This is a genomic window from Vibrio tarriae (assembly GCF_002216685.1).
Classification (GTDB): Bacteria; Pseudomonadota; Gammaproteobacteria; order Enterobacterales; family Vibrionaceae; genus Vibrio; species Vibrio tarriae.
Map to the genome: position 1 here is coordinate 175,693 of NZ_CP022352.1, position 21,517 is coordinate 197,209.

Consider the following 21,517-nt stretch of genomic DNA (forward strand, 5'->3'; position numbering starts at 1 on the left):
GAATACGCAATGGACAAGACACTGAAGTTCACAGAAAGCCATGAATGGGTTCGCGACAACGGTGACGGTACAGTAACCATCGGCATCTCTGAGCACGCCCAAGAAATGCTCGGTGACGTAGTGTTTGTAGAGTTACCTGAAATCGATGCCGAAATTGATGCAGGTGACAGCTTTTCACTGGTTGAATCGGTGAAAGCCGCTTCTGACATCTATGCACCAGTGACCGGTGTCGTCATTGAGGTCAACGAAGATCTGCAAAACAGCCCAGAGCTGATTAATGAAGAGCCTTACGATGGCGGCTGGATCGTGAAAGTGAAAATGTCCGATCCTGATGAACTCAAAGATCTAAAAGACGCGGAAGAGTACCTAGCTTCAATCGAAGAAGACTAAGCACAATATGCATGAGAAAGCTGCCCTTCAGGGCGGCTTTTTTTCAAAGTCACTCACCGCAAATGAGTGATGTTTGATCGCCAAGTGAGTGGTGATTCCACCAAGGTTGTTCGCATGCTCACATGGAAAGAAGGTAAAGGACAATGACAGAATTACTTCACAGCCTAAGCACACAAAATGAGTTCGTTGCACGCCACAACGGGCCAGATAAACAAGAACAAGTCACTATGCTTAATACGGTGAATGCGGAAAGTTTGGATGCGCTGATCGCCCAAACCGTGCCTGCACAAATCCGTTTAGAAGCGCCAATGCAGCTCGCGCCCGCTCAAAGCGAAGCTGAGATGCTAGCGACCATTCAATCGTTCGCTAAGCTTAACCAGATTAAACGGACTTTCATCGGTCAGGGTTACTACAACACCTTCACGCCCAACGTCATTTTACGTAACGTGATGGAGAACCCGGGCTGGTACACCGCTTACACCCCTTATCAGCCAGAGATTTCGCAAGGCCGTCTTGAATCGCTGCTTAACTATCAGCAGATGGTGATGGATCTAAACGCGATGGAGATTGCGAACGCGTCACTGCTGGATGAAGCGACAGCGGCGGCCGAAGCGATGGCACTGTGTCAACGCGCAGGCAAGAGCAAAAGCAACTTGTTCTTTGTTGCCGATGATGTGCATCCACAAACCATTGAAGTGGTGAAAACTCGCGCCGCATTCCTTGGCTTTGAGGTAAAAGTCGATTCGATTGACAACATCACTCAACAAGAAGCTTTTGGCGCACTGCTACAATACCCGGGCACTACCGGTGAAGTTCGCGATCTGACTGACATCATCGCCAAAGCACAAGCCAACAAAACCTTAGTCACCGTGGCGACCGATTTGCTCGCCAGCGTGCTGCTCAAACCTGCGGGTGAAATGGGCGCAGATGTGGTGATTGGTTCAGCGCAGCGCTTTGGTGTACCTATGGGTTACGGCGGCCCACACGCGGCGTTCATGGCAACACGTGATGCGCACAAACGCACCATGCCGGGACGTGTGATCGGTGTTTCGATCGATGCGAAAGGCAATCAAGCCTTACGTATGGCAATGCAAACCCGTGAGCAACACATTCGCCGTGAAAAAGCGACCTCCAACATCTGTACTGCGCAAGCGCTGCTGGCCAACATGGCCGCGTTTTATGCGGTGTACCATGGTCCACAAGGTCTGCGCACTATTGCGCGCCGCACTCACCACCTCACCGCGATTCTTGCTGCTGGCTTAACCAAAGCGGGTTACGAACTGGCGCATCAGCATTTCTTTGATACGCTGGCGATCAATGCGGGCGCAAAAACCGATGCTCTGTACCAAGCTGCGCAACAAGCAGACATCAACCTGCGTAAGCTACCTAATCAGCTTGGCGTGAGCTTTGATGAAACCACGACAGTGGCAGACGTTGAAGCGCTCTTTGCGATCTTTGGTATTAAAGAAGAGGTTCATGCACTTTCAGACCGCATTGCGACCAATGAGTTCGCAGCGGTTCCGGAAAGTTGCCGTCGTCAAAGCGCGTTTTTGACTCACCCTGTGTTTAACACGCACCACAGTGAAACTCAGATGCTGCGTTATATGAAGCACCTGGAAAACAAAGATTTCTCTTTGACTCACGGCATGATCCCGCTAGGCAGTTGCACCATGAAGCTCAACGCTACCGCGGAGATGATCCCTGTCACTTGGCCTGAATTTGGCGCACTGCATCCGTTTGTACCGAAAGCACAGGCGGCAGGCTATGCGGCATTGGCTGAAGACCTGAAGCAAAAACTGTGTGAAATCACGGGGTACGATGCTTTCTCACTGCAACCTAACTCAGGCGCTTCCGGTGAGTATGCTGGTTTGATCGCGATTCAGCGTTATCACCAAAGCCGTGGCGAAGGCCACCGCAATGTTTGCCTCATCCCAAGCTCTGCACACGGCACCAACCCAGCTACCGCAGCAATGGTGTCGATGAAAGTCGTGGTGGTGAATTGCGATGAAAACGGCAACATTGATATGGTTGACCTTGCCGACAAGATTGAAAAGCACAAAGACCATCTTTCCAGCATCATGATCACCTACCCTTCAACGCATGGCGTGTATGAACAACAAGTGCGTGAAGTGTGTGAAATGGTGCATGCAGCAGGTGGTCAAGTTTACCTTGATGGCGCGAACATGAACGCGCAAGTGGGCTTAACGTCACCGGGCTTTATTGGCTCAGACGTATCACACCTGAACTTGCACAAAACGTTCTGTATTCCACACGGCGGCGGCGGCCCAGGCATGGGACCTATCGGCGTGAAATCACACCTCGCGCCTTTCCTACCGGGACACATTGAAGGTGGCGTAGAGGGCACTGATTTCGCGGTTTCCGCCGCTGATCTCGGCAGCGCATCCATTCTGCCGATCTCTTGGGCCTATATTGCGATGATGGGTGCAGAAGGTTTGGCTGAAGCCACCAAGCTCGCGATTTTGAATGCTAACTATGTGATGGAGCGTCTGCGTCCACACTACCCGGTCCTTTACCGCGGAGCCAATGGTCGTGTGGCGCACGAGTGCATCATCGATATCCGTCCTCTGAAAGAAGAGACCGGCATTAGCGAAGAAGATATTGCCAAACGCCTGATGGACTACGGCTTCCACGCGCCAACTATGTCATTCCCAGTCGCGGGCACCTTAATGGTTGAGCCCACGGAATCGGAAGATTTGGCGGAGCTGGATCGCTTCTGTGATGCATTGATTGCGATTCGTGGCGAGATCGACAAGGTGAAAAATGGCGAATGGCCGCTTGAAAGTAACCCTCTAGTGCATGCGCCGCATACCCAAGCGGATCTGCGCGAAGAGAAGTGGGATCGTCCATACTCACGTGAAATCGCCTGCTTCCCATCGGCGCACACCAAAGCCAGCAAATACTGGCCAACGGTGAACCGTGTCGATAACGTGTACGGCGATCGTAACCTCGTCTGTTCATGCCCAAGCATTGACAGTTATCAGGACTAATCGGTCATCCGGATGACCATTCGTATAACAAAGGCGAGCCAGAGTGCTCGCCTTTTTCATAGCTTTTTTCGGGACGTCATCAAATCGCAGCAAAACAGACATCTTCTCGTCAAATCACAAAGTTAACGTTGACAGGCGGCAGTAAAGGATGACCAGCCATACGGCTTATCATCGCTGTTGTGAGACTTTTCTCGTCCCAATTTAACTTCTGTGAATTTAATTTCTGCGAAGATTTTGGCGTCCTATTGGACGCCATTTTTTATGCTTGCTAAGCCTTGTATTAGTCGGCTTGCAAGACAAGACGAGCATTATGCGGTTGTACGGGTCGATTATTATGTCCCATCACGGCACTAAGATGCTGCTCTTGTTGATTCGACAAATGTGCTGGCTCTTTTAACACAATCCAACGCACCCCTTCGCTACAAGGTGGCGTTGTCAGTGAACCATTGAAGCGATAGTAGTGCTTCGATTCTGGGATCCAATCAGCCAAAGGGATCCCTTGCGTGAGCTGAGCCGAATTCCCTTTGGTCGGCATATCCGCCGTGAGAGCCTTAAGCAGCGGATTCTCCGAACCCACTTGGTACATCACCGCAACAACCGCCAGATTGCCTTGCTCATCGGCATGAACAAAATGCGCTTCCAGTGGGAATTGTTTTCCTTTTAGCAAATTTTCAGAAGGGGTATGAAAGTGAAACTGCTTAAGCTGAAACGTTTTACCATCGATCTGCAGTGGGTTATTACCACTGACTATCGCTTGTAAAGTGTGCCCGTTATTGAGCAGACCAACCACTTGACCTTGATAATTGAGCGTGAAAGGCTGTAGATCCGCTTCTACGCTTTGCGCGACATCAATCGGGCTTTGATTTTTACCCTCTGCGCAAAGCGGGGCGACTTTGCCCCAATGTTCTGGTGCATGTTCTCCTTCATACCCCCATTCGGAAGCCTGCACGCCGAAGCTCATACTGGCCGCCATCGCTAATACCCACGTTGCCTTTTTCATAGTCCCTCACTTAAATGATTGATTGAGTAATGGTTTAGGTTTGACATGGTGCAGAATAGCGTTGGCAGACAAAATGAATATGTTCGGAATATAAGATTCTAGAAACTCATCACGGCAGAATGTAATCGACAACTTACTCAAATAAGATTGACTGGCACTCACTCAAAAACACTTTACAATGTCGCCTCCTGTTATGACCCAAAGAAGAGTAATGCCATGGAGCGTGACTACACTTATCAATGCCTGCGTGCAATGGATAAACAAGAACTAACCGAATTCAGTTTGCGCATTTTGCACCGTTTGATCAGCGAAGAGACTTTACGTGAGTTGTACCGCTTTGATGATGAAGAATTTGAAGGCGAAGAAAAAGCACACATGGCACATATTGATGCAATGGTGAAAATGCACGCGATCGCTTTAGGCCAGCTACCTGCGATGTTTGAAGGCTCAGATCAAACGATACAAAATACCCAGCGCATGACACGCCTTTTGATGTGGCACTTTTATGCCATTGCCTTTCATTTAGAGCAGAGTGTGGATTTAGAAACCCATTGTGCGGAAGTGGAAAAACTGATCGCGACACAACCAGAAAACGCACTGGCATGGTCAACCCAGTTGACCGAACTGTTATATCGTTACGCGGAATTGTAAGTCTATCGATAAAAAGTGGCAGACATTTTACTGCCACTTGATGAGAGAGCGTCTATAAAGCCAACCGTGAGGATCGAGCCCTTAGCCAGTCAGGTTATTTGGCGAGATGGGTGTACTCGATGATCACCTGATTTCCTTCGACATAAACACGTTTAATATCCCCATCGACGGTAACGCGGTTTTGCAGATGCACAAGCTTTTCACCAGAGCGGGTTTTACGTTTTAGCGTAGGCAACACGCTGTGCGGCTCAACATGGAGATGCTGGCAAAAGCGGCTGACGAAAGACATAGAAAGCGGCGCATCACCACGCAACAGTTCAGAAAACTCCCCCTGACTCACACCTAGTCGCTTAGTCATCTCCATCTGAGTCATGTGCATTTTGGCTTTCTTGGTCATCCAGACGTCGTACAGCGCCTTACGGTCTTCTTGGTTCAGTTCCATTTCTGCCTCTCCTCTCGTTGTTGCGAATGGCCGATACCATGCCAGAATTCTTAGAGCAACGTGTCAATCTGATGTGAGTTTGCGATGTGTATTGTTCATCGAACAACAAACTGAGATCAAAATCCCAGTTTGTAGTGAGAATACTATCGATAAGGATAAGCTACCGAGTACTGCGTTCAAAACCAGCCAGAGAAGAGTAACTTGAACCAATCCATCAGACGTTTAAAGAACCAGCCCTGTGCGACCGATTCTTGGCTAACCAATTTGGCCTCACCAACCTTTTCTTCATCGATGTAGTAGAAAATCGAACCCACCACATCACCTTTGGCGATCGGCGCTTCAAGCGTTTTATCCCATTGGATCATAGCATTGAGTTTTTTCACGTCGCTGCGCGGCAGTGTTAAGTAGACAGTATCAGCACTGCCCAAAGCCACTTCGTTTTTATCCCCATACCACAGGCGCTGATTTTGGATCACCGTGTCTTTTTGATGTGGGGTCACCGTTTCATAAAAACGGAAACCATAACTGAGCAACTGTTTACTTTCTGCTTCACGACTCTTAACGCTTTTTGACCCCATTACCACTGAAATGAGGCGCATCTCGCCACTGGTGGCCGAGCTGGCTAAACTGTATCCCGCACCACTTGTGTAGCCCGTTTTCAACCCATCGACATTCATACTTCGATCGCGCAACAAACCGTTACGGTTGTGCTGAGTAATGCCGTTGTAGGTAAATGAGAGCTCACTATACAGCGGGTAGATTTCCGGTAGTTCACGAATAATCGCACGGCCCAGTAACGCAATGTCATAAGGTGTACTGTACAACGCAGGGTTATCCAGCCCGTGTGGGTTAGCAAACGAGCTATTGTTCATCCCCAATTGCTGCGCCCACGAGTTCATTAGACTCACAAACGCCCCTTCCGAACCCGCGACATGCTCGGCAATTGCCACACTGGCATCATTCCCTGATTGCACGATCAAACCGCGGTAAAGATCCATCAAATTGACGTAAGTGCCCACTTCAATGAACATTTTTGATGAATCAGGGAATTTCTTAGCCCATGCGTTATTGCTGATCCGCACTTGGTCATCCGCATGGATATTGCCACGCTTCATCTCTTGTCCTGCGACGTACGAGGTCATGAGTTTGGTTAAGCTGGCCGGATTGAGTTTTTGATGTGCGTTGTGTTCGACCAGAACTTTACCTGTATGGAAATCGATTAGAACATAACCGTTAGCGGCCAATTGTGGCGGCTCGGGTACGACGGTCAAAGCGGAAAAACCTAACGTTGGCACAAATGCCATACAAGCCATTGAAAACCTGACGAGAAACTTGGTGCTGGTCATAACGTGTCCCCCAATAAAATACTAAGCAAGCAGTATAACCAACTGCGACTTTAGCACAGCTTCTCTTTACTAACTCTTACAGTTGCAGGCCGAGTACTTACATTGTGTTACAGATCCCAACCGACTTAGCGCACCACACTCAGCCGGTCAGTCATGAAGAATCCCTATCTGAGGCTCATTTCTGCAATGAAAGCATCCAAATGAGTGCGCATGGTATGCGGGTTCATCAATACCACTTTTTCTCCCGGCAGATGCAAGCAGTGTCCCTCAGGGTCATAATGAGTACGCGTTAGCGATTCAACCCAGTTACTGTTTAAGGTTTGCCCTTTGCGCGCAAGAAAGTGGCTACGATGATACAGAGTATGAGTCACCATCTTCTCGACATAATCTGGATATTGACTGAGATCCATCTCTAGAGCGAACGCATCACGAGCCGATTTTACACTCGGAGGATAGAGACGAAATGCCACGCTCGGACCATTATTTTGTTCTGCAATCAATTTGCAGTGCGGCAGCGTCGCTAACTGTGCACGCAGATAACTGGCGTTTTGTAAACCGTGCGCGATGATGGTTTGATAGCCATCAATCCCCATCATTTGCAATGCTGAATAGGCGGCAAACACCCCAACCGCACTGCGTGAGCATTCTATCGTGGCTTGTAAATGCGTTTCTTGTTGCCGCGCAGTTTCAAAATAGGAGAAATAACTAGGATCAGATTTGAGTGCCTGTAAATCATGGCTATTTTTTATCATCACCAAACTGGAGGTGTAGGGTACATAACCCCATTTCTGGAAGTCCACGGTAAACGAATCCGCCCACTGCAGCGCACGAATTTTAGGTAGCCATTCGGTGATGGCCGATAAGGTCGCAGCATTAATCGCCAACGGGTTACGCTGTAAATCGTAACTTGCGAAAAACAGCAAACTCCACCCTACCGCCGCATCAACATGGATATGTGGTTTACGACGCACTCCGTATTGATGGCAGAGCGATTCACGGATGTCATACACCGCTTTGATATCATCCAGCGCGAACGTATCGGTCGTGCCAAACGTGAGCATGATGGTTGGCACAACTTGCTGCTGCTCAAAGCAGCGACTGAGCTGGCGATGCAGATCAATCAAGTCAATTTCGTTATTGTCGTTGACTCGGACACGGATGACCTGTGATTGCACACTGATCCCGAGCAGCGCCAAATTTGTCATGTTCGAGTAGTGTCCCGCCTCCGAATTCAGCATCCGCAAGGAACCTGTCGAGATGCCCTGAGAAATGGAACTGGGTAATGCTTTGCGCAGCCCAAGCAGGTATCCATATAAATTACAAAACGTTCCTCCTTGGGTAAAAATTCCGGTCGCCTGCTCGGTAGAATAGCCCGCCAGTGAAGCAATTTGCCGTACCACCAACTTTTCTAACTCCGCCGCCATACCCGAATATTCGCCGTACACCAAATTGGGATTGGCAATCATCGCCAGTAATGCACCATGAATAGCGGGATCACTCGGCGTTGAAATCACATTCTCGACCGAGCGAGGATCGTCCCAATTTTTCGAATGCTGCGCGGCATAAAGAGCGACCTCATCAAATGGCTTGCCTTGATAACGTGAAAAAGGGGGCACTTCCTCTCGGGTAGTCAGCTGTTTAAACAGATGATGATCGTAAACGGGTGACTCTCGACGCGATTGCAAAAGCGGTTGGATCTCCAATGAACGATACAGCGGCCACAATGCCGGATCGCGGGAAAAAAACTTCGCTTTTACGGCGAAGTAATGTTGCTCAAAACGCGGATTGAGCTGGTTGGCAGGCAGCGCCAACCAGCGATCAGATAACGCATGACTCATGATTGAACACCTTAATTAACGCAGTTTAAATTTGCCTACTAGCTGTTCTAATTCATGATTCGAGTGAGAAAGCGATTCTGTCGCGCCCACGGTCTGTCTTCCGCTGACCACAAGAGACTCCACTATCTCACGGATTGAGAGCATGTTACGGCTAAGCTCTGCCGCCACCGTACTTTGCTGCTCTGTCGCCGCCGCAATTTGTGTGCTGAGATCATCAATGTCGCTCACCGATGCACTCATCATATTCAGGCTACCTGAAACTTCAGAGGTTTTATCCGCCGTCGTTTGACACTGCTGCTTAGTACGCTCCATCGCCCCCACGACGCTGTCGGTACCTTCCAGCAATTTCGTCAACATATCGGAGATTTCCGTGGTGCTGTTTTGCGTTCTTGCCGCTAAAGCACGCACTTCATCGGCCACCACCGCAAAACCACGACCTTGTTCACCCGCTCGCGCCGCTTCAATAGCGGCGTTCAAGGCGAGCAAATTGGTCTGCTCAGAAATCGCGCCAATCACACTCAACACTTCGCTGATTTTGTTTGCATCACGATTCATGCTAGAGATGCTTTCCGACATTTTCTCAACATCATTGACCAACGAGGTCACGGTTGAAACGGCATTATTCACAATCACCAAAGATTGCTGCGCTTCTTTGCTCGCCGCTTCCGTGATCTGATTCGATTGCGTCACACTTTCCGCCACCGTGCGCGCACTCTCACTCATTTCAGTAATCGCAGTGACCACCTGATCGGTTTCGGAAGAGTGAGAAATCAACATCTGTTCGTTCTCTTTCGCCGTCTGGCTTAACTGCTCAATGCTGCTTGAAATGATCTGAGTCGTATCGGAAATTTGCAGCATCATGTTTTGTAAATTGCCTGAAAAACGGTTGAAGCCTTCACTGATTTGCGCCAAGTCATCATTACCATTCACTTCCAGTCGGCGAGTCAAATCACCACTGCCTTGAGCCAAATCCAGAACCGCGACTTTCAAACGCAGCAAAGGTTTATAGATTTGGTTGATGATGAAGATGATCACCCCAACACTGATCGCGATAAGTATTACCCCCGTCGTGAGCGCATTAGCCACAGCGACATCGACATCCGCTAACGCGGTGGCTTTATCGACAAACACCATCAAGGTCCAATACATATCATCGGTTAGATTGACCCGTTTGTAATAACCATCAAATTCGATCCCAAGATAAGGAAACGAGAGATGCCCACTCTCTTGACGATGAAACCCGTCTTCCATTTCACGAAATGATGGGCTGACTTGTGAAGGTGTGCGGCCAATATCGTTAGGATCATCGCTAGCAAAAAACACCGCATTTTTGTCGGTCAGCGTGGCCGCTCCTCCAGCAAAACGCATGTTACTCACTTGGGTGATGATGTCATCAAGCTGGAAGTCACCCAGCACAGCCCCTACAAATTGACCTTGATGAAGAATCGGGCTAACGGCACTGATCACTTTTTTGCCTGTAACTTGATCTTGATAAATCTCAGTCAAAAATGGGCTACGACGACTTTTGGCCTGTTGATACCAGTCACGGTCAGTAAATTTAAACCGATTTGTCGTCACTCCCCCCTCTTTATCTATCGACATGTAAGAACGACCATCTTCGTAGGCCGTAATGACATTGGTGATTTGTGCCGCCTCAGCCAATAAGCGCACTTGATTGAGATTGTCCGCATCTGAAAGTTCAGGGTTAAACAACTTCGAACCATGAGATACAGCGTCATAACGACTTTTCACCCAAAACTCGAGTTCTGAAACGTGATAATTGAGCTTGTTTTGTGTTTCGGTGGTTAATGATTGAATCATCTCTCGTTTGAGAGAGAGCATATTAATCGTGCCTAACACCATTAGCGATATGGTCACCAAGATGACCACACTGGCGTATATTCTTCCTTTGAATCCTAGAGTCATGACTCCCCTGCAGTTTTCATGCATGTGATTGCGGTTCCTCTTCAGGTGGGTTCGAATCTTAGAGTAATAGAATGAAATGACACGAGAGCCACCTAGCCAACCTTTAAAACTTGGTGCATAGATTCAAGATATGCAAGCTCTATCACAGAAAGTTCAAATATTCAGAAGAGCAAAGTCCAGTTAAAGCCATGAATATCAAAGGGATGTTTATTCGTGAATTTTATGCAATAAAGAGTCATAGAAAGGAAAAGCACAAGAGCAGCTAAAAGCTGCTCTTGTAACAATCAATGAAGGGTTAAGTGCTTATTTTTGGGTTAGATAAGGATATTCAACGCAACCTAGTTTCGCAGAAATACGTGCCGCAGCCTGGTGCAGCTCTTGCACATATTCAACCTGCTTTTGCTCAGTAAAACGAATTGTCGGCAGTGAAACGCTCATACCTGCAACCACACGGTTAAAACGATCATAAACAGGTACAGCCAAACAGCGCAATCCAACTTCTTGCTCTTCATTATCTTGAGCAAAGCCTTGTTCCTTAACGATGGGCAGCTCTTTCAACAGTGAATCCACATCGCTGTGTGTATTTTCTGTCGATTGAGTAAATTCTACCTCAGCCAAAATTTGGCGAACTTCCTCTTCACTGCGCTCAGCTAACAAAACTTTACCTATTGCCGTCGAGTAAAGCGGGTTACGACGGCCGATACGAGATTGCATGCGTAGATTGTATTTCGAATCAATCTTGTGGATGTAGATGATACCATCACCATCCAACGCCCCTAGGTGTAAAGCTTCCATGGTTAAATCTGAAATTCGGCGCATTTCCACATCGGCCAATTCAACCAAGTCAACGTATTCTAGGGCTGCCGCCCCTAATTCAAACAGTTTCAATGTCAGTGAGTAATTTTCTGTTTCACCTTCTTGAGAAACATAGCCCATCGTTTTCATCGTCTGCAAAAAACGGTAAACCGTGCTTTTGGACATCATTAAGCGTTGAGCTAGGTCACTAATACCAATGTCTTTCTGAGTTGCTAGCGCTTGAAGAATACCAAAGGTTTTCATTACCGATGAAACAGATTCAGGTTGTTTATCAATTGTCATTTTTTATACCTATTACTTAATTCCGGCTTTTGACATGCTTAAATGTGCTGTGACCTACCAAGAACGGCGCAAATTACCGAACTTTTTTATTTAGCTCAAACAATTCAATACAACTGGTTTCAATGTTAGACGCCAATCTAAAATAATGTTCTACAAAAAAACAGACCCGAATTCGATTTTTTTGTTTTTTTCTCGCCCGAATTAACGAAAATTGTGAATTTTACGAGCTTTTGCGCACAAACTGGTTCAATAACAAATTGATAGCGAACTAAAACACAAGGTGAGTTATGCATCTAATCATCAAAAATCACTTAAAAACCTTGTGAAAATAACGATTGATAAACCCTTTTTCAGAAATCTGTTCGCGGCAAATATCCACGTCTTCGAACGATATATGCCGCAAACAGAGAGAGGTTTATCAGCTTCCGACTGCGTAGTTATAAACGGTTTCAGGTGGCAGCTCAGCCACTGGAACCGCAGAGATCAATTGCTTGGTATAGGCTTGCTGAGGATTAAAGATCACTTCATCCACGCTGCCTTGCTCCACAATTTTTCCATGTTGAAGGACAAGCACGCGATCACAAAAGTACTTCACGGTCGCAATGTCATGGGTGATTAAAATAAACGCGGTGCCATAGATATTTTGAAACTCAATCAGCAGATCCAGCACTTGTGAGCGTAGTGATACATCCAGCGCTGCCGTGGCTTCATCGGCAATCACCACTTTCGGAATCGTCACCAATGCCCGAGCAATCACGATCCGTTGCCGTTGACCACCAGAAAAGGCGTGCGGATAACGGCTCGAGAATTCAGGTGGTAAACCAACCCACTTCATGATGTTACGTACTCGCTCTTCACGCTGAGTTTTGTTCATTTCGGTGCGCAGTTTGACTAATGGCTCTTCGATGATATCGAACACTGTCATTCTCGGGTTCAGTGATGACCATGGATCTTGAAAAATCAAACGCATGTCCGCAAACAGAGGATCACGAACTTGCCGTTTATAACCAGCCAGTTCAATGGTGGTTTCACTTTTTTCATCGACATAAAGAATGGTACCGGAACTGGCCGGTGACATACCTAAGATGGCTCGACCAAGAGTACTTTTTCCAGAACCGGACTCTCCTACAATGCCCAACGATTCACCGGGGTAGAGCGTCAGCTCGGCATTATCTACTGCCGTCATCCAGCTCTTTTTCTGGAATATTTTGGCGGGCTTTTCAAAAATCTTTGTTACTGCCTGCAAGTCTAAAATCGGTTGAAGGCTTTTCTCTTCTCGCATCGCGTAAGGCACTTTAACTTTAGAGGGTTTTTCCAACGCCCGCGTGGCTTTCATCAACTTCTGAGTATAAGGGTGTTGTGGGTTTTCAAAGATTTGTCGAACGTCACCACATTCAACCAGTATTCCTTTCTCCATCACTGCGACACGATCTGAAATCTGTGCCACCACGCCAAGATCATGAGTAATGAACAAAATTGCCATACCAATCTCTTGCTGGAGTTTGTCGAATAAGTGCAGGATTTCCGCTTGGGTGGTTACATCCAAAGCCGTAGTCGGTTCATCCGCAATCAAGATGTCAGGACGGGAAGCTATCGCCATGGCAATCACAACTCGTTGGCGTTGCCCACCGGATAACTCAAACGAATACTTATTAATGAGGCTCTCTGGTTCCGGCATCTGCACTTGATACAGCAGTTCAATGGCTCGTTTGTGAGCATTTTCTTTACTGATACTTGGTTCAACTAAGCACAGCACTTCTTTAATTTGATCGCCAACCGTATGAACTGGGCTTAATGCCGCCATCGGCTCTTGCGATACCAACGAGAAGTTAAAACGGCGCAATAAGCGCATTTCAGCACTACGTGGATCGATTTGCGCTATGTCGATGGTTTCATTGGTCTCAGTGGTATAGAGGATCTTGCCAGAATCAATTCGACCGGGTTTATCCAACAGTTGCATGATGGCGGAAGAGGTCACGGATTTGCCGGAACCTGATTCACCGATCACCGAGAGCGTTTCACCACGATACAAATCAAATGATACCCCTTTCACTGCCTGAAAGTGCTCAGTACTGGTTGGGAAACTCACATTTAAATCGATGACTTGTAGAATTTTATTACTCATTATTTTGCTCCCTGATCATGGTATGGGTCGCAGGCATCGCGCAAACCATCTCCCACAAAGTTCATTGCCAATATCACGACGACAACCGCTACTGCTGGAATGAGTAGCCAAGAAGCATCTGCCAGTGCCCGAATATTCTGCGCCTCTTGCAGCAGCACACCCCAACTGACCATCGGAGCTTGCAAGCCTAAGCCCAAGAAGCTGAGCGCGGTTTCACCCAAAATCATCGCTGGGATCGCCAATGTAACGACCGCAATAATGTGGCTTAGGAAGTTGGGCACCATGTAGCGGCGAATGATTTCAAAGGGGCTGTTACCGTCCAGCCATGCTGCAGCGACATACTCTTCGTTACGCAGTGACATAAATCGGCTGCGTACCACACGAGCCATATCAGGCCATGACACTAGGCCGAGAATAATGGTGATGAGGAAATATTTGGTTAATGAGCTCCATTGTGCTGGTAAGGAGGCTGACAATGCCATCCACAACGGCAATGTCGGGATGGATTTCATGAATTCGATGCTGCGCTGAATAAAGTTATCAATCGCACCACCAAAATAGCCCGAAATACCACCGATCAAGATACCCAGCACAAACGTAGTGAATACCCCCATCAGACCAACCGAGAGCGAGATTCGCGCCCCATAAATGAGGCGAGATAACAAATCACGTCCCATACGGTCTGATCCTAAAATGAAGAACGGCTGCTTAGGATCTTTAGGAACAATGAGTTTATAGCTGAATGGGATGAACCCTAATAACTCATAGCTTTCTGTTTTTCCGAAGAAAGCAAAATAGGCTTTTTTATCTGGATTCAGCTCGTAATGACGTTTTAAGGTTCTTGGATCGGTTTTGCTGGTATAGAGATCCAAATGAGGAGCCCAACGCCAACCCGCATCTGTTTGTTCAAACAGGCTAACCGCTTGAGGTGGAGCATAAGTAAAACGTCGCCAGTTATCGCTTGGTTGAAACGGGGCAAAAAACTCCGCAAACAGAGCAATAAAATACACGATGACCAGAAACCATAAGCTATACCAAGCCAGCTTATGTTGGCGCATTTTTAAGCCAATTAACTGCCACTGAGTTGCTGTTGAGAGATCCAGCGTTTTCTTCTTGCGGCCAAACAGGCGGCCCACCCTTTGAATTGTAGAGGTTGTCATAATTAAAACTCCTTCGCTACGCCAACTCGTACCCGAGGGTCAACCCAGTACAAAAGTAAATCGGAAATTAAAGTACCAATGATGGTCAAGATGGACATGATAAGCAGGACATCACCCGCTACATACATGTCTTGGGCGCGCAGAGAGGCCAACATCAGAGGGCCCAGCGTTGGAATATTCATGACCTGACTGACGATGATGTCCGCACCCAGTAAGGCAGGAAGCATCCAGCCTATGGTTGAAACAATCGGCAGAATCGCGATGCGTACAGGGTATTTCAGGATAAGCTTCGCTTCAGTTTGCCCTTTCGCTCGCGCAGTTTTGACATACGGTTTTTTCAATTCATCGAGCAAGTTAGCGCGCATGATGCGAATAATGCCAGCCAACCCTGCGGTCCCTACCACCAGTATGTAGATCCAACTACGCGAAACGGCATCAAAGAATTTGCCCCAAGACATAGGTTGTTCAAGATAAGCTTCAGAATAGAGGCCAGAAACCATCGTATCGAAGCTGTAATAACCAATCAGCAGAGCAACAATCGCGATAACGAAGTTCGGCGTGGCCATGCCAATAAAACCGAAGATAGTGGCGACGTAATCACCCCAAGAATATTGGCGAAGTGCGGAATACATCCCGATTGGAATCGCAATCAAAAACTGAAACAGAAACACTGCAGCAGCCAGTGACACGGTGGGCCAGATACGAGGTTCAATCGTGTTCCAAACCGGTTGGTTGGTGGTCAGGGAAATACCCAAATCACCCGTCATTAAACCCAACATCCAGTATGCGTAGCGTTCGAGCAACGGCTTATCCAAACCATACATTTCGCGCATGGTATAAATCATCTGCGGATCAACGGTTTGCCCCATCGATTGCAGCTCAGCAATTTTAGATGAAGCAAAATCTCCGGGTGGAAGATCGATAACGGCAAATACAACAATCGAGACAGCGAAAAGCGTGACAAGTATCGACACCAAACGCTTACCTGCAAACAGAAAAAAACTGCTCATTACTGTTCCTTAATACGATACGGTAAATCACTAGCAAAATGGCTCATCTTCAATCTCAAGCTTTAGCCTATGTTGCGGGCAGTAAGTCGATCAAAGATTTAGCCTCATTCAAGTTCAATTTTATTAGAACGCATCGAATTTAATTTTTAAAACGCTTTTTCATATTTTTGCCGAGTAGATCATTATCGTTTTTAAGAAGCGTGATCACACCCAGACAATTCACCGTGCAAATGACATGGAATTTTGCATACAAGAAACCAAAGCAATCGCTCTAAATCGAGTAAGAACAACCAACGACAGTAGTAATCGCTTATTAGGAGCAATAAAAAACCCCATCCGAAGATGGGGTTGTCTAACGATCAAAGGGATGGAGTTACTTCGATTTCCACAGTTGACTCATTCGCATTGGCCCAGGAGTGGGAAAGTTGTATGACTGAGGCATGTTTTCAGGCACATTGTGCAGCTTGTTATTCACCACAACACCCGCAGGCATAGATTCCACGGTACCAATCACATAGAAGTTATCTTTAGCAATCTGGATGATCTCTTTCATATAGCCATTTTGCTCCTCCTGCGATGAGGTTTTTGTCAGTTTTTGCCACAGCTCAAGCTGGCGTTTAACATGCGCTGGCGGCTCAACTGCAAACTCATTGGTTGGCTCACTAACCCACAGGTAGTAACCCAATCCCCATGTTGATTCTGGGCTGAATGGCATGTAATGACGAGCATCGTCAATGATACCGACACCACCATCCCCGATGATTGGAATCATGTCGAAATCGTTGGTCAAACGAAGGTTAGTCACATGGTTGATTTCAAGTACACGAATGTCTAAATACACGCCGACAGCTTTCCATTGGTTTTTCACCAGTTCAAGTGAATCTGCCAATACGCCTTTATCCGCGACTTTTGAGAGCGCTTCAATCCGCAAACGTTGACCATTTTTGAGTAAGCGGTAGCCTTCTTTATCACGTTTATTCAAACCGAGTGAATCCAGAAGTTGGTTCGCTTTTTCAGGGTCAAATTCCGTGTACTGAGTCGCCATTTGCTCATCATAGAAAGGCGAAATCTTCAGTGGTGCAACTTGATAAGGGCCAACCGAGCCAGAGAACACCGTTTCACTGATCTCTTCACGGTCAATCGCGTGAGATAACGCAATGCGGAAATCTTTGTTTTGGAACAACTCACGCTTGAGTGGATCTTTCGTGGTTTGGTTCAGCGCAATCGCCAATTCAGTGCTGAGCGTGCTTGGACGGAACTCGTAGGTGTAACCCCCTTTCTTCTCATTTTCAATCAGAAGTGGGCGATAAGACGTTTGACCAATATGGCGATGTTGGTAATCCGCTTCGCCATTGGCAGCACGTAACACCATTTCTTCTTGATCTTCACTGTAGCGCCAGCGAACAGAATCTAAATAAGGCAGTTGGTTACCTTCAGTATCGACTTGCCAATAGTAAGGGTTACGCTCAAACACGGCATAACTTGCATTCGGTCCCGGAGGTGTAGCCACCTTCCATGCGGTTAACACTGGGCGATCAACGTTGGTGTAATGCTCAATAAAGTAGTGAGCTTCACATTTGGTTGCCGCATATTGACGCCATGAATCAAAGCCAGCCGCTTTCGCATTCGCAATCGCTTTATCATTGAACTTAGGTAAAAACTGTGAGCAGTAATGCTTAGGGAAGGCGGTATAGCTTTCACTATCGACCGTCGCAAGGCTACGGATAAACAGACCATTCGGTTTGCTCAACGTAATTTTGACTGTGTACGTATCAATCACTTCTGCGCGAGCGGCATCATGGGTTGGTAGAGCAAGTGGTCGGTTACCTGAGTGTTCTGGATCGCCCACAATATCATTGATATAAAACGCGATGTCCTCTGCAGTAAACGGAGAACCATCAGACCATTTCACACCTTTGCGCAAAGTGATCACAAATTCTGTGTTCTCAGCGTTAGACGTAAAACCGGTCGCCAAGTTTGGGATGATTTTTGAATAGGTAGAATCAAAGTTAAACAGGTTATCGTAAGCTACCGTACGAATGCGATGTCCGTTATCGACCACTTTACCTACTAGGTTTAAAGTGCCGCCGTATTGACCAATCGATTCATTCGGCTCAACCACCAATGGGTTTTCTGGTAAACGCTGTTCCACCGCTGGCAATTTGCCTGCTTTGACTAACTCTGCTAATTGTGGGGCTTCATTGTAGGTTGCTGCCCATGTTGAAAATGACAGCGCCGCCGCAACAGATAGTGCGATTTTGCCGAATATAGGGGTAAGGTTATGTTGTTTCATCAGTCACTCCCTGATGTTTTTGATTGTTCAAGTTTAAGTTAACGCCGCTTCATGCAACGCTTTTACTTCCTGCCGATATCTGAACCTCTAACTCCGTAATACCTCGATGCGTAACACCAGATATCGCAGGTACACATGCGTGTGGATAGAGGATGTTGGTATTGGGAGCACAGGGGTAACAATGGTTTTCCCCAGGTCCCCGAATTAATGCCAGTTCGCTAAATAATTGCTCTGACTCGATGCGTTTTGATGAAGGTTCACTGTGAGTAAACCAACCACGCCAAGCGTCAACACAATAACCTGTCTGAATGAAAGCCAATTCACGTTGGCTTTCAATTCGATGAATGCGGATTTCTTTTCCCTCTTTCAGGGTTTGGTAAGTCGTTACGTAACAACCGGTAAAAGGTGACCACTCTGAAACTAACGTGTCGCCCACTCGGTAGGTCCGATGGTTCGATTTCCGCCCATACCAACCATGGGTATCGGGATGTTGTATCGCGAGAAGGTTGTCACCAATCCAGCCTTGGCTGACCCAACGCAAGCTATCGATACAAAAACCATGCTGTGAGCTGTAGGCGAATTTGTAGTATTTGTCCGCACACTCGCGCAGTTCACTGCTTCCCGGTGCATTGCTGATGAGATAGCTGCCACCATTACGCCAAATTTGATGATGGTGGTTAACCCAATAGGCTTCTGCATGAGAATGAAGAGGCGTAACACGGCTTTGCCAAAACGGATGATCCTCTTCCAACGCTAATGCGTTAAACGCTTTAAAAGCCAGCAAAGGAGAAGCGGAGCTAGTATAAAACTCACTCATCAAAAGATTAGGGTAAGCAAAGCCCGGCATTGGCGTGCCATTACAATCCCAAATCGGTTGTTCCGCCCACCAGTTCATCCCCTGCGTCCATAACGTGCGCCACAAAGGTACATTGCTATGTTCAGGAAGTAGACGCGCCAATTCGGCCCAGAAAGCCAAAATGGCAAAACGGTAATTAAGCGATCGACCGTACCCCAACTGGCTACCATCAGTACCAAACCAATTCACATAGGTTTCCGAAAACTGAAGCGCTTGCTTAAGCAAATTAGGAACACGGGGACATTGCGGTTTCCAGCGGCAATACATCAATGCATACAGTTGAAAAGCGAGCGGGTTGTAATAGTCCGTCACTGAGTTGTTGCCATCTTTGTACCAACCCTGTTCTAACTGCATCTGACTAATGGCATTCAGATCATTGTCTAACTCACTGCTTTCAATGCGTACATCCACACTCTGTAAAGCAGTGAGGATAAGCACTCGAAACCAATACCAATTATTCGGCGGTAAACTCAAGTGATTGACAGATAACAGCCAGAGTGCCAAATTTTGCTGCTCAGTCGATGAAAAGGGAGACCAATAGATTTCAGGTGCTTCCACTAACGCCATTGCAATGGCTGACATCTCCACCACTCGTTGATCATAATCTTTGGCTTTCTGCCAATAATTGGGGGAGTGAGGGTTGGTTCCTTCCATGATTTTCTGTGCAAGCTGCTGATTGAGCTCTAGGCATAATTTCTTCGCAGGTACTGCCAGCCAAAGTAGGCGACAATAATATTCGATTTGAGCCGTCTGTTCAGAATAGTGTGCAGCACCATAAGCTTGAGCATCCAAGTTTACCGAGTCAGTAACGACAGCAAGCTGTAAATCCGCAATTTTCTTAGTTAAATCATTAACATTGCTGCGGTGATTAAATGGTTTAGGTTGCTGAATTAGGTCTTTCAACCGCATGCACATGCTGACTCCTGAGTGACATTTGCTGCTCTATTGAAATAATTTAATCGCACAAACAAATATTTTTGAAACGCTTTTTTATATTTATGATATTTAGATCAAAACTCATCCCCATAAATCACAGTGATTAATTACCCCGATCACATTTTCATCATGAAAATTTCGTTTAATTTAAAAAGCCATTTCATTAATGATGTTTCAAACCATGATTCAAAGATTACCCAAGGAAGTCTTGGTACTGCTGTGCGGTTTTTCCTGCCCGTAAGCATTTGCCCATCGCACGCAAATAGGGGCGAAGGTGAGTGAAAAACTGTTTATAGCCGACGCAAAGATGATGTGGTGCAGTGAGCGAAAGCTCCCCTCGATCATTTAAGCGTTGTGCAGGACATGCGCCATGGCATAAATCCCATTGCGGACACCCTTGGCAATGAAGCTGGCTGCCTATGGGTTTACGTTCTGAAAAACTCTGTTGGATTGGGGTTTCAATCAGGTCGGGATAATCGTGTTCACGCAGATTACCCAGTTTGAATTCAGGAAAAACAAAGTGGTCACAACTGTACACATCGCCATTGTGTTCAACGGCCAAGTTGTCGCCGCAACGTTGGGCATGCACACAGATCGATGAAGGCAAACCGAGACTCATGCCCAACGCATTATCAAAGTGGCTGACAAAAACTTGCCCGATATGATACTGACGCCACTCTTCAAAGACATCAATCATAAACTGGCCAAACTGCTGAGCACTCACACTGCGTGAAGAGATGCCTTCTCCCGCAATACTTTCCACCACAGGAATAAACTGAATGAACTGAGCACCAAGCGAAACCAAATGCTGGTAAACCCTTGTCCCATGGTCTCCGTTGTGCGCTTGCACCACAGTCAACACATTGTATTCCACTCGATAACGCTGCAAACAACGCAGCCCTTTCACTACCGCTTGGTAAGTCCCTTGCCCACTGCGAGTCTTACGGAAGTGATCGTGCAGCTCTTCATCACCATCCAGACTGATGCCCACCAAAAATTGATGGTCGGCCAAAAATTGCGCCCATTCGTCATTAATGAGTACCCCATTGGTTTGTACGGTATTTGCAATGTGCATTCCCGGCCTAGCGTATTTGCGCTGTAAGGCCACCGCTTTACGATAAAAATCGATGCCACGCAGAGTGGGTTCGCCACCCTGCCAGCCAAAAGTCACTTCACGACATCCCATGGGCTGGCTTTCAATGTAGTTCCGCACATGCGCTTCTAGCAGTGCATCATCCATATCAAAGCGGTTTTGCCCCGGGTAATACTGGGTTTTATCGAGATAGAAACAGTAGGCACAATCGAGATTGCACAAAGGCCCAATCGGTTTTGCCAAGAGATGAAATGGCCGTTTTGCCGTTGGTTTGCGAGTAAAAATCCGTTGTTCTGACATCAATAAAAATCCAGTGTAGGCATCTGACCCTGCAATGGCAGGGCA

The 21,517-nt window shown here is 47.0% G+C and carries 15 protein-coding genes; 3 read left to right on the plus strand and 12 right to left on the minus strand.

Translation table 11 applies throughout. From position 1 onward, the window contains the following. Window positions 1–9 precede the first annotated feature (9 nt). Together gcvH and gcvP are read left to right on the plus strand one after the other, a co-directional pair. The gene (gcvH, locus tag CEQ48_RS01455; protein ID WP_000361811.1) at window positions 10–390 is read left to right on the plus strand and encodes a glycine cleavage system protein GcvH; all 381 of its coding nucleotides are present in this window, start codon (window positions 10–12) and stop codon (window positions 388–390) included. Between the two features lie 143 nt (window positions 391–533). Further along, window positions 534–3,398, plus strand: a complete 2,865-nt coding sequence (gene gcvP / locus CEQ48_RS01460) for an aminomethyl-transferring glycine dehydrogenase (RefSeq protein WP_089069947.1) — start codon at window positions 534–536, stop codon at window positions 3,396–3,398. Between the two features lie 280 nt (window positions 3,399–3,678). Here the strand turns inward: gcvP and CEQ48_RS01465 are convergent, their stop codons facing one another. Further along, window positions 3,679–4,398, minus strand: coding sequence for a carbonic anhydrase (locus CEQ48_RS01465; protein ID WP_089069948.1), 720 nt, complete (start codon window positions 4,396–4,398; stop codon window positions 3,679–3,681). 216 nt (window positions 4,399–4,614) lie between these two features. On the opposite strand from CEQ48_RS01465, the gene CEQ48_RS01470 reads away from it, so the two are divergent. Then, window positions 4,615–5,049, plus strand: coding sequence for an exoribonuclease R (locus tag CEQ48_RS01470; RefSeq protein ID WP_089069949.1), 435 nt, complete (start codon window positions 4,615–4,617; stop codon window positions 5,047–5,049). Between the two features lie 94 nt (window positions 5,050–5,143). On the opposite strand, the gene CEQ48_RS01475 is transcribed toward CEQ48_RS01470, so the two are convergent. The 11 genes from CEQ48_RS01475 to CEQ48_RS01525 all read right to left on the minus strand — a co-directional run bounded on the left by CEQ48_RS01475 (window position 5,144) and on the right by CEQ48_RS01525 (window position 21,472). Next, on the minus strand, window positions 5,144–5,491 hold the full coding sequence (locus CEQ48_RS01475; RefSeq protein ID WP_089069950.1) for a helix-turn-helix domain-containing protein: 348 nt from the start codon (window positions 5,489–5,491) through the stop codon (window positions 5,144–5,146). A gap of 176 nt (window positions 5,492–5,667) precedes the next feature. Next, window positions 5,668–6,837, minus strand: a complete 1,170-nt coding sequence (locus CEQ48_RS01480; protein WP_089069951.1) for a D-alanyl-D-alanine carboxypeptidase family protein — start codon at window positions 6,835–6,837, stop codon at window positions 5,668–5,670. A 164-nt stretch (window positions 6,838–7,001) separates the two neighbouring features. Continuing rightward, the gene (locus tag CEQ48_RS01485) at window positions 7,002–8,675 is read right to left on the minus strand and encodes a pyridoxal phosphate-dependent decarboxylase family protein (RefSeq protein ID WP_089069952.1); all 1,674 of its coding nucleotides are present in this window, start codon (window positions 8,673–8,675) and stop codon (window positions 7,002–7,004) included. A 15-nt stretch (window positions 8,676–8,690) separates the two neighbouring features. Next, window positions 8,691–10,601, minus strand: coding sequence for a methyl-accepting chemotaxis protein (locus CEQ48_RS01490; RefSeq protein ID WP_089069953.1), 1,911 nt, complete (start codon window positions 10,599–10,601; stop codon window positions 8,691–8,693). A 303-nt stretch (window positions 10,602–10,904) separates the two neighbouring features. Beyond that, the gene (gene kdgR / locus CEQ48_RS01495) at window positions 10,905–11,699 is read right to left on the minus strand and encodes a DNA-binding transcriptional regulator KdgR (protein WP_089069954.1); all 795 of its coding nucleotides are present in this window, start codon (window positions 11,697–11,699) and stop codon (window positions 10,905–10,907) included. A 418-nt stretch (window positions 11,700–12,117) separates the two neighbouring features. Beyond that, the gene (locus CEQ48_RS01500; RefSeq protein ID WP_089069955.1) at window positions 12,118–13,824 is read right to left on the minus strand and encodes a dipeptide ABC transporter ATP-binding protein; all 1,707 of its coding nucleotides are present in this window, start codon (window positions 13,822–13,824) and stop codon (window positions 12,118–12,120) included. Then, on the minus strand, window positions 13,824–14,984 hold the full coding sequence (locus tag CEQ48_RS01505) for an ABC transporter permease (RefSeq protein ID WP_089069956.1): 1,161 nt from the start codon (window positions 14,982–14,984) through the stop codon (window positions 13,824–13,826). Before CEQ48_RS01505 ends, CEQ48_RS01500 begins: the two co-directional genes overlap by 1 nt. A gap of 2 nt (window positions 14,985–14,986) precedes the next feature. Continuing rightward, a complete protein-coding gene (locus tag CEQ48_RS01510; protein ID WP_089069957.1) occupies window positions 14,987–15,994 on the minus strand; it encodes an ABC transporter permease in 1,008 nt (335 codons plus the stop codon). 373 nt (window positions 15,995–16,367) lie between these two features. After that, window positions 16,368–18,287 (minus strand): ABC transporter substrate-binding protein, encoded by a 1,920-nt coding sequence (locus CEQ48_RS01515; protein ID WP_089069958.1) that lies wholly within the window; start codon window positions 18,285–18,287, stop codon window positions 16,368–16,370. Window positions 18,288–18,336: 49 nt separating this feature from the next. After that, a complete protein-coding gene (locus tag CEQ48_RS01520; RefSeq protein WP_232477823.1) occupies window positions 18,337–20,052 on the minus strand; it encodes a DUF2264 domain-containing protein in 1,716 nt (571 codons plus the stop codon). A gap of 220 nt (window positions 20,053–20,272) precedes the next feature. Further along, window positions 20,273–21,472 (minus strand): anaerobic sulfatase maturase, encoded by a 1,200-nt coding sequence (locus tag CEQ48_RS01525; RefSeq protein ID WP_089069960.1) that lies wholly within the window; start codon window positions 21,470–21,472, stop codon window positions 20,273–20,275. Window positions 21,473–21,517: the final 45 nt, after the last annotated feature.